General features: G+C 68.0%; 12 protein-coding genes and 2 pseudogenes. 4 read left to right on the top strand and 10 right to left on the bottom strand.

Annotation, left to right across the window (positions count from 1 at the left end):
* Positions 1-46 precede the first annotated feature (46 nt).
* Complete coding sequence (locus ACTEI_RS19565; RefSeq protein ID WP_122978970.1) at positions 47-1,264, top strand: PucR family transcriptional regulator; 1,218 nt, start codon at positions 47-49, stop codon at positions 1,262-1,264.
* A 202-nt stretch (positions 1,265-1,466) separates the two neighbouring features.
* A pseudogene (locus tag ACTEI_RS19560) lies at positions 1,467-2,063 on the top strand (IS5 family transposase); the annotation flags it as partial.
* A gap of 103 nt (positions 2,064-2,166) precedes the next feature.
* Here the strand turns inward: ACTEI_RS19560 and ACTEI_RS37165 are convergent.
* From ACTEI_RS37165 to ACTEI_RS19545, 4 genes are read right to left on the bottom strand one after another with little or no spacing between them, the layout of a single operon-like run.
* Entirely contained in the window at positions 2,167-2,307 is a 141-nt protein-coding gene (locus ACTEI_RS37165) for a hypothetical protein (RefSeq protein WP_164466025.1), read from the bottom strand.
* The gene (locus ACTEI_RS19555; protein WP_122978969.1) at positions 2,304-3,497 is read right to left on the bottom strand and encodes an XdhC family protein; all 1,194 of its coding nucleotides are present in this window, start codon (positions 3,495-3,497) and stop codon (positions 2,304-2,306) included. The genes ACTEI_RS37165 and ACTEI_RS19555 overlap by 4 nt, the downstream gene beginning before the upstream one ends.
* A 6-nt stretch (positions 3,498-3,503) precedes the next feature.
* Positions 3,504-4,481, bottom strand: coding sequence for an FAD binding domain-containing protein (locus ACTEI_RS19550; RefSeq protein WP_122978968.1), 978 nt, complete (start codon positions 4,479-4,481; stop codon positions 3,504-3,506).
* Positions 4,481-4,903, bottom strand: a complete 423-nt coding sequence (locus ACTEI_RS19545; RefSeq protein WP_239082412.1) for a (2Fe-2S)-binding protein — start codon at positions 4,901-4,903, stop codon at positions 4,481-4,483. The genes ACTEI_RS19550 and ACTEI_RS19545 overlap by 1 nt, the downstream gene beginning before the upstream one ends.
* Positions 4,904-5,372: 469 nt before the next feature.
* Here ACTEI_RS19545 and ACTEI_RS19540 point away from each other — a divergent pair, with 469 nt between their 5' ends.
* Complete coding sequence (locus ACTEI_RS19540; protein WP_122978966.1) at positions 5,373-6,308, top strand: SDR family NAD(P)-dependent oxidoreductase; 936 nt, start codon at positions 5,373-5,375, stop codon at positions 6,306-6,308.
* A 170-nt stretch (positions 6,309-6,478) separates the two neighbouring features.
* Positions 6,479-7,603, top strand: a complete 1,125-nt coding sequence (locus ACTEI_RS19535) for an IS701 family transposase (protein ID WP_122978965.1) — start codon at positions 6,479-6,481, stop codon at positions 7,601-7,603.
* A gap of 26 nt (positions 7,604-7,629) precedes the next feature.
* Here ACTEI_RS19535 and ACTEI_RS39390 read toward each other — a convergent pair.
* From ACTEI_RS39390 to ACTEI_RS19505, 6 genes and pseudogenes are all read right to left on the bottom strand, one after another.
* Positions 7,630-7,806: pseudogene (locus tag ACTEI_RS39390) on the bottom strand (IS630 family transposase); the annotation flags it as partial.
* Between the two features lie 284 nt (positions 7,807-8,090).
* Positions 8,091-9,869: an AMP-dependent synthetase/ligase gene (locus ACTEI_RS19525; RefSeq protein WP_203723666.1), complete on the bottom strand. Its 1,779-nt coding sequence runs from the start codon at positions 9,867-9,869 to the stop codon at positions 8,091-8,093.
* The gene (gene mhpA / locus ACTEI_RS19520) at positions 9,866-11,416 is read right to left on the bottom strand and encodes a bifunctional 3-(3-hydroxy-phenyl)propionate/3-hydroxycinnamic acid hydroxylase MhpA (RefSeq protein WP_122978963.1); all 1,551 of its coding nucleotides are present in this window, start codon (positions 11,414-11,416) and stop codon (positions 9,866-9,868) included. The genes ACTEI_RS19525 and mhpA overlap by 4 nt, the downstream gene beginning before the upstream one ends.
* The gene (locus ACTEI_RS19515; protein WP_122978962.1) at positions 11,416-12,363 is read right to left on the bottom strand and encodes a fumarylacetoacetate hydrolase family protein; all 948 of its coding nucleotides are present in this window, start codon (positions 12,361-12,363) and stop codon (positions 11,416-11,418) included. The genes mhpA and ACTEI_RS19515 overlap by 1 nt, the downstream gene beginning before the upstream one ends.
* Positions 12,360-13,568, bottom strand: a complete 1,209-nt coding sequence (locus ACTEI_RS19510) for a VOC family protein (RefSeq protein ID WP_222942284.1) — start codon at positions 13,566-13,568, stop codon at positions 12,360-12,362. Before ACTEI_RS19510 ends, ACTEI_RS19515 begins: the two co-directional genes overlap by 4 nt.
* 234 nt (positions 13,569-13,802) lie before the next feature.
* On the bottom strand, positions 13,803-14,456 hold the full coding sequence (locus tag ACTEI_RS19505; protein ID WP_203723667.1) for a TetR/AcrR family transcriptional regulator: 654 nt from the start codon (positions 14,454-14,456) through the stop codon (positions 13,803-13,805).
* Positions 14,457-14,713: the final 257 nt, after the last annotated feature.

Here is a 14,713-nt window from a genome sequence, read left to right as displayed (position 1 = left end):
CACGCCCGGTCACGCGTGGTGCAACATGCACCGTACGATCCGAGGCATGTCATGGCCGCTGCCCTCCCGTCGCACACGAGAGCTGATCCGCCGAGGCGCCGAGATAGCACTGCAGCCGTCGGCGGCCTGGCTCGAAGAATTGGACGCGGCGACTCTCGACGAACCACGATGGCAGCAAATCGCCGCAGATCCGGTCCTCGCCGCCGCAGTACGGCGCTCAAACCGCTCCAATCTCCTGTTCTGGGCCGCCGCCAACGTTCGTTCCCCCGGCGAACCCGTCGCGCCCAACGAGTCCGAGACACCTCTGACCATCGCCAGAGACCTCATCCGACGCGGCCTGGACGAGTCCTCCCTGGACGCCTATCGCGCCGCGGAAAGCGTCGTCATCCGGCTATGGACCCAGATCGCCTGCACACTGACCAGCGACACCGAGGAATTGCGGGACCTGCTGGACGTATCCCTGCGCTCGATCGCGGCATTCGTTGATGCCACCGTCTTCGCCATCTCCGACCGCATGCGCACCGAACGCGGCGCGCTGACCCGCGGTAGCCACGCCGAACGACGCGAGACCGTCACACTGCTGCTCGATGGTGCCCCGATCACCGTCCAGCGAGCCGAAGCCCGGCTGCGGTACCCGCTGACCACCATGCATACCGCCGCCGTAGCCTGGACCGACGAGCCCGGCGCTGACCTGAATCAGCTCGATGCCGCCGCCGACCTGCTCGCTACGGCGGCGGGCCGGTCACGGTCGTTGAGCATTCTGGCCAGTGCGGCTACCCGCTGGGTGTGGGTCAACGGCAGACCGGAGAGCAGCATGCTGCACCGCACGTTGTCCGACCTACCCACCGTGCGTGTCGCGCTGGGTTCTACCGCGTCGGGAGTCGACGGGTTCCGCCGCAGCCATCTCGACGCACTCACCACCCAACGTCTCATCGCCCGGCTGGCGTCGACTCAGCAGGTTGCCGCGTACGAGGAGATCGAACTCGTGGCGCTGCTCACCCACAGCCCGCAGAACGCCGACCGATTCGTCAGCCGCCTGCTGGGCGATCTGCGAACAGCGCCACCGGAAATCATCGAAGCCGTGCGCGCTTTCATCGCCGAGCAGTGCAACGCCTCCCGAACCGCCGAGCGTCTGTTCACCCACCGCAACACCGTCTTGCGACGATTGGCTCGCGCCGACCATCTACTGCCACGACCGCTCACCGACAACACCCTGGAGGTCGGTGCCGCACTGGAGATCCTCCACTGGCGCGGCCACATGTGACGTTGGACCGCCACACCGCAACGCCAAGACTGTCCGATACGAGCAGCGGACCCGGGCCAGGTCGCGGGACACGCTCAGGCAGCGGCCCGCTAGGCCGTGTTTCGTAGCGCCGTCGATGTTGCGGCGTGGCGGTGTTCGATAACTGAAGAGGTCTCCGGTATGTGGTTCGGCGACCAAGCCAGAACTTCACACCGGAGACCTCGTGCCGAGCGTGGCGGCAGAGAGGCGACACGACCTGACCGACCTGCGGTGGGCGGTTCTTGAACCGGCGCTGCCTGCGGGAACGGGCCGTGATCGGCCGCGAAGATGGACCATGAGAACGATCATCGACGGGATCCGGTGGCGGGTCCGGACCGGCTCACCGTGGCGGGACGTGCCGCCGGTATATCCGCCGTGGCAGACCCTGTACCGGTGGTTCCGCCGGTGGCAGCGTGACGGCGTCTGGACCCGGATCCTCGCAGCATTGCAGGCCCGCGCGGACGCAGCCGGGCTGATCGGCTGGAGCATCAGCGTGGACTCGACCATCAGCCGCGCCCATCAGCACGCGGCCGGCGCCCGGCGCGACGGTCACCTGCAGAAGGAACCGCCAGGTGGCCCGCTGGCCGAGCCCGTCGATCACGGCCTCGGCCGCTCACGGGGTGGCTGGACGACCAAGACACATCTGGCCTGTGAACAGGGCCGCAAGCCGATGGCGATGGTGGTGACCGCCGGGCAACGCGGCGACAGTCCGCAGTTCATCCCTGTGCTCGGCAAGGTACGGGTGGCCCGGCCCCGTGCAGGCCGGCCGCGGACCCGCCCGCGTTGCCGCAGCTCATCGGGGTACTTCTTCGGTGCTGCCACAGATGCTTCCTCCCCATGGTCATCAGGCCATGATCAAGAAGCTCCATGAATACGGGGGTGCCTCAAAGCCCGATCGCACTGGTGACCACGCAGGCGTAGGCCGTGTTCTCGGCTTGGTGGTCGGCCGAGTACGTGGCGGCGCCGGTGGCCTTCAACCGGTCGTCGATGCGGTCGATCTCACGGCCGGGTGGCGAGGCAGTCATCCGGGCTCCTGACTGTGCGAAGAGGTATGCGAGATGCCGGGGTCGTGGCCGACGTCCAGACCTTGTAGTACGGCGTCGGGGAAGAAACCTTCGTGGTGAATGGCCGCCGCGTTCCGCAGCGGCGCGCCGGTTCCGCCGTATCGGTGGGCGACGATCTCCGCGGCGATGGACAGCGCGACTTCCTGTGGGCTGCGGGCGCCGAGGTCAAGGCCGATCGGTGAGTGCAAACGCTCGAGTTCGTGGTCGGTCAGCCCGGCCTCGCGCAGCCGCACCAGTCGATCCTCGTGGGTGCGCCGCGAACCCATGGCACCGACATAGGCCACGGGCTGTCGTAGAGCGGCGGTGAGCAGCGGCACATCGAACTTCGGGTCGTGGGTGAGTACGCATATGACGGCGCTGCCACCCAGATTCTGAACCCGCAGGTACCGGTGTGGCCAGTCCACGACGATCTCATCGGCATGGGGGAACCTCTCTGCGGCGGCGAAGGTGGCGCGCGCGTCGCAGATGGTCACTCGGTAGCCGAGGAACTTACCGGCGCCGGCCAGCGCCGCAGCATGGTCGGTGGCACCGAAGATGAGCATGCGGGGAGCTGGCGTGTTGCTTTCGACCAGCAATGTCATCGGCTCCTGGCAGTAGCCGTCCGCCACCCCGAGCTCGACGGTCCCGGTTCTGCCGGCGTGCAGCATGGCGATTGCCTGCACAACCGCCGCCTGATCGAGGTGCGTGTTATCTAGGCTCCCGATGCTGGGCTGGCCGGGCCGCACGATGATCATCCGTCCCAGACATCGCTCCGGCCCCCGCACTACCATCGCTACGGCCACTGGCTTGTCCCGCGCAGCGTCGGCAAGCGCCCTGGCGAGTTCCGGCTCCAGACTCGGATCGAGGTGGTGCAGGATCAACTCGATCGTCCCGCCGCAGGTGAGACCGACATCCAACGCGTCCCTGTCGCTGTATCCGAACGTGACGGTCCTCGCCCAGTCGTTGCCGAGCAGCATCTCTTCGCATGCCTGGTAAACGGCGGAGTCGACGCACCCGCCTGACACGTTGCCCAGCACGGCACCATCGGCGTCGACGACCAGTGACGCGCCAGGCTGACGTGGAGCGCTGCCGTTCACGTGCGTCACGGTCGCGGCCACGAACGCAGTGCCGGTTTTGAAACGCTGGAGAAGTTCATGGGCGAGTTCGAGCACGGTCGCTCACCTTCCTGCCGCGAGCGTGGTCAGCGCCCGGAACAGCGTGTGTCGCAGCAACGCGGGCTTGAAGGCGTTGTGGGTCAGTGGCCGGGCACCATCCGCGGCGTCGCGAACCGCCGCCTCGAACGTCTCCGGGGTAGCACGCCGACCCATCAGGGCGCGTTCGATACTGGGTAGCCGCCAGGGTTTGGTTCCCACCCCGCCGACAGCGATCCTGGCGTGTCGGATAGTACGGCCGTCAAGCTCCAGGGCAACGGCCGCCGAGGCAAGGGCGAACTCGTACGACTGCCGATCGCGGATCTTGAGGTAAAGAGAGTTCGCGGCCCACGGAGATCGCGGGATGGTGACCCCGGTGATGAGTTCACCCGGACGTAACACGTTCTCGACATGGGGAGTAGTGCCCGGGAGGGCGTAGAGCACCTCAAGCGGCAGAGTACGCGAGCCCTGTGCTGAGGCTAGGTGTACGTCAGAGCTGAGGGCCACCAGCGCAACCGCCAAGTCGCTCGGGTTGGTAGCGACACACGCCTCACTGGTACCGAAGATCGCGTGAATGCGATTGATCCCGGTCAGCGCCGAGCAACCGCTGCCCGGCTCACGCTTGTTACAGGGCGTCGAGATGTCCCGGAAGTACCCGCACCGAGTGCGCCGCAGCAGATTTCCACCGATGCTCGCCATGTTGCGCAGCTGACCGGACGCACTCAGCTCCAAGGCCTTGGCGACCATCGGATACGACTCGCGCACAATACGATGTGAGGCGACGTCGCTCATCGTCTCCAGCGCGCCGATGTGCAGACCGGAGCGGTCGAAGGTAATTCCGCGTAGCGGCAGTCGGGTGATATCTACGACTTCGGCTGGGGCCATCACCCCAAGCTTCATCAAGTCCACCAGGGTGGTGCCGCCGGCCAGGAAGGCCGCGTCCGCTGCGCCGTCGGCGAGGGCATCGTGCACCGACCGCGGTCGGCTGTAGGTGTACGGGTGCATCAGCGCATAACCTTCTGCGCGTCTTTGATCGCCTCGACGATGAACGGATAGCAGCTGCAGCGGCAGATGCTTCCGGACATGCGCTCGCGGATATCATCGTCGGATTTTGCGTGGCCTTCGTTCACCATGCCGACCGCCGACATGATCTGGCCAGGGGTGCAGAAACCGCATTGCAAGCCGTCGCGTTCGACGAACGCTTGCTGCATGGGATGCCGCCGGTCACCCTTGGCGAGACCTTCGATCGTGGTTACTTCCCGCCCATCGGTCGTAGCGGCCAAGGTCAGGCAGGATCGCACTCGACGGCCGCCGATGTGCACCGTGCAGGCGCCGCACTGGCCACGGTCGCAACCCTTTTTCGTGCCGGTCAGATCCAGCCGTTCACGCAAAGTGTCGAGCAGGGTGACTCGTGGGTCGACCTCCATCCTATGAACAGCGCCGTTCACCCTGACCCGCACCGTCACCACGACCCCGGCAGCAGCGCCGGGCGACAGCGCAGCGTCCGCCGCCCTCGCGGCCAACGGTACAGCCACCGCGACGGCCGCGGTGCCGCCAAGAACGGTCCGGCGTGAGACACCCGACTCGCGGTCGCTCACATCATCAGTTGAATTCACAGGCTCTCCCGGGAATCAGCAACGGATGCACCGGACTCCGTGACCACGACCGCCGGCGCGAATTCGGTCAACTGTGGCCAACGGCGTCAAGGTTTGCCAGGGCCTAACGATCCCAGGCTGAGCCGGGATCCGGAATGTACGCTGACCTCGACAAACGCAGGTACCACTTGAGTAGCGTTTTCGCACCTGGGCGAATCCTCTGAGGCGGCTACAGCACCGTCCGCGACGCCCAGGATATGGCCGTCCTACTGACGGCCCTGACGAACCAGGGAGCTTGACCATGAGCACATTGGACTTCGCCGGCCGCGTGGCGATCGTAACGGGCGCCGGGTCGGGCCTAGGTCGTGAGTATGCCAAGATGCTGGCCTCGCGCGGCGCCCGTGTCGTGGTCAATGACCTCGCGGACGCTGCGGCCACCGAGACCGTCGACATCATCCGTCGACAGAATGGGGACGCTGTCGCTGACGTCCACGATGTCGTCACAGCCGCCGCCCAGATCGTGCAGAGCGCGATCGACGCGTTCGGCCGGCTCGACATCGTTGTGAACAATGCTGGCATCGTCCGGCTCGGCGCCTTCGCCGAGATGGCCCCCGTACAGTGGTGGCAGGTCTTCGACACCCACGTGAAGGGTACCGTCGAGATCTCCCGCTATGCCTGGAAGCACCTCGTTGCTTCCGGCACCGGGCGCCTGATCAACATTTCTTCCAGCGGCATGCTTGGCGAACCCCTCGCTTCCGCCTACGCCGCAGCCAAGGCCGCGGTCTGGGGTCTCGGCAACGCCATTCGCGTCGAGGGCGACCAAGCCGGGGTACAGGTCAGCACCCTGCACCCAACGGCCTGGACCGCGATGAGCGCCGGAGCGTTCGACCACGAGGACGTACGCGCTTCGGTGGAGCAGAACCTGCCTGCACACGCTGTGGCTGCCTTCGTCACCTGGCTCGCCCATCAGGACACCACGGTGCATGGCGAAACTTTCCAGGTCAGCGGCAATTCCGCCGGTCGCGCCGTGTTCGCCGCCGCGCCGAGAGTGCGAGTTGATCAAGACACCCCTGAAGCGTGGGCCGCCGTCGGCGATCAACTCCTGCGGGATGCCGCCGAAGGGCAGCTGTTGCCCCTCCATTCCACCTCGGCATCACTGCGGAGAGAACTGGTCCTGCTGGACCCGGCACTCGACGCACTCCTGCCCACCGGCACCGCGACACCGGGCAATCGGTGAGATATCAGCCTCGGGGCTTGCTGCGTGGTCAGGTCTGTGGCAGGCCCCGGACTTGGTGGAGACACCGGGAGGATGTCCAGCATCACGGACAGTATGGGGAAGAAGCGATCTAGTGGTGCAACGGCAGCAAGCAGGCACAACGTATCGATGATCGGTTCGTTGAGCCGGTCATGGTGGACGTCGATGTGTCGGACTGGTCGGCGGAGCTGGACCGTCTTCATGCCCGGTTCGCGCGTTCGGAGCCGCGGCGGCGGGCCCGCCAGTACCTGGCAGGGCTGGTCGCGGGCTTGGACCGTAAGAACGGGTGGACGCTCGCGGAGCAGGCCGGTGACGTCTCACCCGACGGCATGCAACGCCTGCTGCGATGGGCGGACTGGGACGTCGACCCGGCGCGTGACGACGTGCGTGACTACGTCGTCGAGCACCTGCACGACCCGCAAGCCGTGCTGATCATCGACGACACCGGGTTCCTGAAGGGCGTCAGATCGGCCGGTGTGGCCCGGCAGTGCTCCGGCACCGCCGGGCGGATCGAGAACTGCCAGGTCGGCGTGTTCGCGGCCTACCGTTCCGGCAAAGGTCACGCCCTGATCGACCGGCAGCTGTATCTGCCCGCGGCGTGGACCGACGACCGCGACCGGTGCCGGGCCGCGGGCGTCCCGGACGACGTCGAGTTCGCCACCAAGGTGCAGATCGCCCGCAGCACGCTAGGCCGGGCGTTCGCCGCCGGGATCCGGCCGGGCTGGGTGAGCATGGACGAAGCCTACGGCCAGTCGAAATCGCTGCGGGTCTGGCTCGAGAAACATGATCAGCCGTATGTGGTGGCGACCCGCCGCAACGACGACATGATCACCACCAGCATGGGCTTCGCCCGCGCCGACGAGCTGATCGCGGCCCTGCCAGGGCGGGCCCGGTCGCGCATCTCCGCCGGCCCCGGCGCTCACGGTCCCCGCGAATACGACCGGGCCCGGGTCCCGATTCGGATCTGCTGGCAGCCCGGCCGCGGGCACTGGCTGCTGGCCCGCCGCAACCGCACCACCGGCGAGCTGGCCTACTACGTCTGCTACGGCCCCCGCAAAACGCGGCTGATGGACCTGGCCCGCATCGCCGGCGCCCGCTGGGCGATCGAAGAGTGCTTCCAGCAGGCCAAAGGCCAGGCTGGTCTCGACGAGTACCAGGTCCGTGACTGGCGGCCCTGGCACGCCCACATCACGCTGTCCATGGCCGCTCTCGCCTGGCTCGTCGTCGCCAAAACCAGGATGTCAGAAGGGGAACCAGCGGCGACGACAGGCAGATGATCGGCTACACCGTACCCGAGATCAGACGCCTGGTCGCGGCGTTGAGCGGCCAGGACGTCGGGGTGACGGGCGTGGGTGTTGCGCCAGCGCAGGTAGGCGTGCAGTTTGCTGGCCAGGACGGTGTGGTTCGAGTGGTTCGAGCCGGTGATCACGAACGTGCGTAGCGGCCCGAACTGCGCCTCGATGGGGTTGGCCCAGGACGCGTGCAGGATCTGCCGTAGCCGTTCCCGCCCGATCTCGATGGACCGGGCGGGCTGCCAGTTCAGGTATTCGGCGGGTTTGCGGATGCTCCACCGGGTGAACGGCCGCCCCAAGGTCTCGGGGCGCGCCTTGGCCGTCGTGACGAAGGTTGTTCTCGCAGTACAGACGACGAGCCAATCTTGCCAGAACCACTGGAACCTTTACGCCGACAGGCGGCGTCGCGCATCGGCGGGACGGCGGCGAGCCCGGCTATCCCGAGCCCGGTGAAATACGAGCGCGCTGAGGATCACGCAGGCGGTGGTCCTGCTTGTTCTCCGCGGTATATGGCGTCGATGAGGTCAGCGTAGTTCCGGTTGACCGCGGCGCGTTTGACCTTGAGGCTGGGGGTGACTTCGCCGGCTTCGACGCTGAGCTCGCGCGGCAGGATCCGGAATTGTTTGATGGTCTCCCACGGGTTGAGGCGGGCGTTGACTTCGGCGACGGCGGCAGCCACCGTGGCGCGCACCTGGTCGGCGCTCATGTCCCGGCTGGTGTCCGGGTCGATGGTCACCAGGAGGCTGGCGAAGTTACGGCCGGCGGCGATCATGATGGCGGCGCTGACCAGGGGGCAGGCGGCTTTGACCGCGGACTCGATGGCGCTCGGGGCGATGTATTTGCCGCCGCTGGTCTTGACGAGATCTTTCTTGCGGTCGGTGATGCGCAGGTAGCCGTCGGCGTCGAGTTCGCCGATGTCGCCGGTGGCGAGCCAGCCGTCGGCGTCGATGATGTCGGCGGTCTGGTCGGGCAGGTGCCGGTACCCGCGCATGATGCTGGGGCCGCGCAGCAGGATCTCGCCGTCGTCGGCGATGCGTACCTCGGTGCCGGTCAGGGCCTGGCCGACGGTGCCGATGCGCAGCCGGCCGGGGCGGTTGAAGAACGAGACACCGGTGGCTTCGGTGAGGCCGTAGCCTTCGATGATGGGCAAGCCCGCGGCGGCGAACCAGCTGCTGATCTGCGGGGCGAGCGGGGCGCTGCCGGAGATCAATAGCTCCAGCCGGCCGCCGAGCCGGTCTCGGACCTTCGTGAAGACCAGAGCGTCGGCAGCCGCCAACTGCAGGCGCTGCCACCAGGGCCGGGACGGATCTTGCCGGGTCGCCCCGACGCGGATGGCCCAGCGGAACAGCGCGGCGCTCAAGCCGCCGCCGGCCGTGGCGGTGGCAGTGACGCGGGCGTAGATCTTCTCGAAGATTCGGGGTGCGGCGGCCATGGCGGTGGGCCGGATGGCGGCAAGGTTGTCGATGATCCGGTCGATGCGGCCGTCGATTGCGGTGACGTAGCCGACCTCGTACTGGTTGGCCAGCAGCAGTTTGCCGAAGACGTGCGACAGCGGTAGCCACAGGAAGTGCAGGTGGTCGCGGCGCATGAAGTCCTCGGCGGCGGTGGCTGCGCCCAGGTAGAGCCAGTTGGCGTGGGTGAGCTCGACGCCCTTGGGCCGGCCGGTGGTACCGGAGGTGTAGACGATCGTCGCCAGCTGGTCGGGCGTGATCGTCTCCAAGACCCGGTGCACCCGGCCGGGATCATGGTCGAGGACCTCGACCCCAAGTGTCATGATCTCGCGCAGGCTGCGCACCGATGGATCCCCGGCAGGGTCGAACGTGATGACGTCCCGGACCCCGGCGATCCAGCCGCCATCGGGGGTGCGCAGCTTCGCGACCTGCGCCGCGTTCTCGGCGAAGACCAGGACAGCGCCGCTGTCGTCAAGGATGTGCGCGACGTCGTCGGCGTTGGTGTTGGGATAGACGGTGACGGTGACGGCCCCGGCGCTCATGATCGCCAGGTCGGCGAGGACCCATTCGATCCGGGTCGTGGCGGCGATCGCCAGCCGCTGCCCGGGTGTCACGCCGAGGGCCAGCAGACCTGCGGTGAGTTCGGTGACCCGGGCGGCGAGTTCGGTCCACGTCAAGCTCTGCCAGGCCCCGTCAAGGCCGGGGTCGGGGTAGCGGAAGGCGGGGCTGTCGCCGAAATGGGCGCAGCGTTGCTGAAGCCGCGCGCCGACCGACGTCGCTGTGGTGGTGGCGGTGCTCATGCGATCTGCCTTTCGCTGAGGGCCTTGATCCCCGCGGCTTGCAGGAGGCGTTGCCATGCCCGTAGGTCCGGGCGGTCGCCGCTGGCCGCGATGATCCGGTCAGGTCGTATCAGCAGGGCGTCCGCGGCGTGCTGGTCGAGTAGCCGGGTGAGGACGCCGCTGGGATCGGTGCTGGCGTCGGCGAGGGTCAGGCCCAGCGCGTCGAACCAGGCGCGGATCGCCGGCTCATAGGCGGGCAGGCCCGGGCCTCTGGTGATGATCGCGAATCCGGTGCCCAGCGACCGGTCGAGCAGTTCTCCGTCGAGGCGCGGCTGCGGGCAGAGCCGTCCGGCCGCCCGGTCACGGGCCGCGACCAGCGGGCCGCAGCGGTAGGCGGGCCAGGCCGATTCCACGACTTTGCGTTCCACGCCCGGCAGGCGGGCGATGGCGGCCAGTGCCGCTCGCCGTAGCCGGGCGGTCCGGGCGCTGCCTCCGGTCATGATCCAGCCGATCAGCATGGCCATTTGGATCATGCGGCGGGCGTACGGAAGGCGCTCGGCTTCGTAGGTGTCCAGGAGCCGGTCATCAGCTCGGCCGGCGAGCACGAGCGCGAGTTTCCAGGTCAGGTTCGCGGCGTCGCGGATGCCGGCGCCCATGCCCTGGCCGATGAACGGTGGGGTCAGGTGCGCGGCGTCGCCGAGCAGGAACACCCGTCGGTCCTGCCACCGGTCGGCGACCGCGCCGCGGAAGGTGTACCAGGTGCGGCGCAGGATCGTCAGAGTCGCCGGGTCGATCGGGCCGAGCCAGGGCCGGATCAGGCCGATGACCTGCGCCTCGGTGACGTCGTCGGCCTGCTCGCCCGGGCGCAGCCGGAACTCCCACCGATAGCGACCCGGGGTGACCATCATGTACGAGGCGGCGCGGTCGTGGTCGCAGACCTGCTGCGCGCCCGCGTAGGCGTTCAGCGGCTGCGGGCTGTGGACGTCCACGATCAGCCACTGCTGGACGAACCCCAGGTCGTGCAGGCCGGCGCCGATGCTGGTGCGGGTGAAGCTGTTGGCGCCGTCGCAGCCGAGGACCGCATCGGCCCACACCTCATGCTCGGCGCCGGTGGCCAGCTCGCGGTAGCGGACCCGCACCGCTCCCGGGCCGCCGGGAACCTGGTCGATGGCGTACACCTCGACGCCGCCGCGCAGCTGAACGCCGGCGAGTTCGGCCAGCCGATCGCGCAGGACCTGTTCGAGGTCCGGCTGGTCGAACATGTTGGCCTGCGGGTAGCCGTTGAGGAGGCCGACCGGGTCGCGGGTGAACTCGGCCAGCACCCGCAACTGGTTGTCGACCAGTTGCATTCCCGGTGCCGGCCGGGAGATCTCCCGGAGGCGATCCTCGATGCCCAGCCCGGCTAGGGCGCGGAACACCTCGTCGTCGAAGTGCACCGCCCGCGGCAACGGGTACACCTGCGGCCAGCGGTCGAGGACCAGGCAGGTGACACCCCGCTGAGCCAGCATGATCGCCGCCGTGGCGCCGGTCGGACCGGCGCCGATCACGAGCACGGGTACGTGGTCCATCAGTGCACCCGGTGCCGCTGGACTCCGAGATCCAGCCTTCCGTCAGCGGTCCGGATGGACGCCTCCACGAGGTCGCCCGGTTGCAGGTAGGCGCTGCTGCGGGACTGAGTCTTGACGAACAGGTCCCACCGTTTCTCTTCCGGCAGCAGGCCGGCGATGCGCTGGGCGGCGGCGCCCGGCGGTTGCAACGCGCAGCCGCCCGGTGTGCCGGTCAGGATCAGGTCCCCGGTGCCGAGTCGCTCCAGGCCGGATAGCTCCGTCAGTGTGGCCGCCGGCCCGAAGACCATGTCTCCGGCCAGGCCGTCCTGCCGGACTTTTCCGTTGACCGACAGGGTGAGCCGCAGTTCCCGCCAGCGGCGGACCTCGCCCGGGTCGGGGACGCACAGGTACGGTCCGGCCGGGCAGAACGTCGGGTAGCTCTTGCCCTTGTACCACTGTCCCTGCGGCAGCTGGACGTCGCGGGCGCTGACGTCGTTGGCCAGAACGAACGCTCCTATGTAGGCGTGCAGGTCGTCGTCGGTCACGGTGACCGGGCCGGTGATCGGGACGCCGAGCACGATGCCGAGTTCGACCTCGTAGTCGAGCAGCCGCACGTGGCCGGGCCGTACGATCTCGCCGTCGGGGCCGGTCAGGGAGGCGGTGGACTTGGTGAACAACATGTTGAACGCCCGGTCCGGGTTCATCCCGGACTCGATCATGTGCGATCGGTAGTTCGCGCCCTGGCAGAGGATTCTGGCGTCCGGGACCGGCGCCAGCAGCCGCAAACCGTCGATCCGGATGCCGGCGATGGCGGTGTCGGCCAGCACGGTGCGAGCGGTCTTGGCCCGGTCGGCCAGCACGTCGGCGGTGCTGACGTACTCGGCGGGAAGCGGCACCGCCAGGCCGTCGCGCAGCACGGCCCAGCGGGGGCCGTCGGCGGATTCGAAGCGGATCAGGTTGATGCTCATGCGGAAGCCACTCTCAGAAGGCCGATCAGGCGCCGGATGTCGAACTCGTTGTCGTCGGCGCGCAGCGCGGTGACGACGTCACGGATCAGGTGCGGCGACGGTTTCGCGCCGAGGAAGTCCCGGGTGACCGACGGACCCCACTGGGCAAGGCCGCTCGCGCTCATCTGAGCCCACCCGGCCTCGACGGTGTTGTCGAACATGTCGCCGTCGGCGAAGTGCTCGACCATCACGCTGTCCGGGTCACGCCAGTAGTCGAAGATCTGGCTGCCCTGGATGTGCCGGCCGATGCCCCAGGCCCGGTGATAGCCGCGCTTCTTGAGGTACTCGCCGCCGGTGGCGACCGCGTCGAGGTCGGCGACCTGGTACGCCGAGTGCACGTACTGGCGGGACGGTCCCAGGTGCATGGCCAGGGTGTGGTGATCGGCGGGTGTGGCACCGCGGTCGCAGCGGATGAACGCCATGGTCGGACCGCGTTTGCGCTGACCCGGGAAGAACAGGAAGTCGCTGACGATCAGCCCCAGGTTCTGCTGATACCAGTCCACGGTCCGCTCGAACCGCGGCGTCTCCAGCACCACGTGTCCCAGCCGTTCGATGCGGGCCGGCGCTAGCGGCGGACGCTGCGCCACGTTGGTTCGCAGCACCTGGCCGAAGTTCAACACCAGCGGCTCCTGCCGCGGCAACTGCGGCAACTGCTCGACGCCGGTCACGACCCGCACCGGCATCCCGGACGGGTCGCACAGGTCCACGACCGCGCCGCCACCGGCGCCGCGCCGATCACGAACCGTACCGTCGGCCGCCCGCGTCAGCCGGTCCAGATCTGCCCGGGAAGAGGCGCGGAACGCCGGAGCCACGAACCGCGACCTCGGCCCCTTGCGGATGATCACGCACTGCGAACCGGGCAACGTGCCACGCAAATGAAGCTCATTACCGGTCCGGAAAGCGGTGGCGAACCCGAAGTCGTGAGCGAACCGCTCGGCGGCGTCCAGATCCGGCTTCTCGAACTCCAGCCAGGCCAGATCCTCGACCTTGATCACCGGATTACCGGCTCGGTCCGGGTGGTCACCACGCTGCGCGCCCTGCTCACTGTGCAGACCCTCGTGCGCGGTCTTCGGGCTCGTCGCCATGGAACCGATCCTTTCAACGTTTCCGATCAAAGTATCAGCTTGTAAAGAGAAGTCGTCAACAGCTCGGTCGGTTTCGATCATGTGATCGGTTTCAGGCCGGCGCGGAACACCGTGCCTTCGGTGAGCAGATCGCGACGGCGGCCTGCGACGGCAGGAGCGAGGAGTGGGTTGAACGCCAGCGCACGTGCGGCATCGCGCCACGTCAGTGGCGTCGATTCGCCGGCGGCCGACGCTGCCCCTGAGGGTTAGTCGCTGTCGCTGTCGCTACGCTGCGCGAAGCGGCCCTAATCGGGAGGAAATAGGTCTACTTCCGAGTTAGGGGAGTTCCGGGACCATCGGGGGAGCGGTGGCGCAGAGTGCCGCCGCCTCGTCGGCGGAGATCCCGAGCATGCGTAGGATCCGGACGGCGAACTGGTCGGCGACAGCGCCTGCGTCCAGCTCGGGATTGGCGTCGAGCATCTGCATCACGCCGAGCATGGCGCCGCCGGCGGCCATGAGGGCGATGTCCGGGTCGTCCCCGTCGAACCGGCCCGCCGCTTGCGCGGCGGCGATGTCGGCCCGGGCGTGACGCACCATCCCGCTGTCGCTGAGCAGAATGGCGGTGCCGCTGTTCAAGATGACGCGGACCAGTTCGGGGTGGCGGCGCTGCAGGCGCCCCGCCATCCGGAAGCTGACGGCGAAGACCTCCGCCGGATCCGTCAGCCCCTCGGTGAGGGTCGCCAGCATGGCGGCATAGCCATCGAGGGCTGCTCCCGCGGCCTCCTCGAGAAGCTGTTCCTTGGTCTCGAAGTGGCCGTAGAAGGTGCCGAACCCGACGTCGGCAGCATCCGTGATGTCACGGATGCTGACGCCCGTGCGCCCTTCGGCGAGAAAACCCTGGGCAGCCCTGACCAGCGCCGCACGAGTGCGTGCCTTACGCCGGTCCGCTCGCCGCGGTGTCGCACCCGCGGGTCCTGCCGCAATTCCCACGGCCTGATAGTACAAGCACGCGACCACAACCGATCAAATCATCGGATCCGCTTGGCTATTTTCAGCCGGCGTGGTGCTCGTCCGATACAGGCCGCATGACAAGACACAGCGTGACAACCGTGGTGGCCACCGGGCGAACCGGCACCCGCGGTGTGCTGATCTCTATGTCTTCGCCGTCGTGCTCGTAGTGGCCTCGGTGACCGCGCTCGGCCTCGGGCTGGCGGACCATGCGGTTACACTCAACGCCTCCAGCGGTG

Source organism: Actinoplanes teichomyceticus ATCC 31121, from assembly GCF_003711105.1.
Taxonomy (GTDB): domain Bacteria; phylum Actinomycetota; class Actinomycetes; order Mycobacteriales; family Micromonosporaceae; genus Actinoplanes; species Actinoplanes teichomyceticus.
This window is presented reverse-complemented; position numbering and strand designations above follow the sequence as displayed.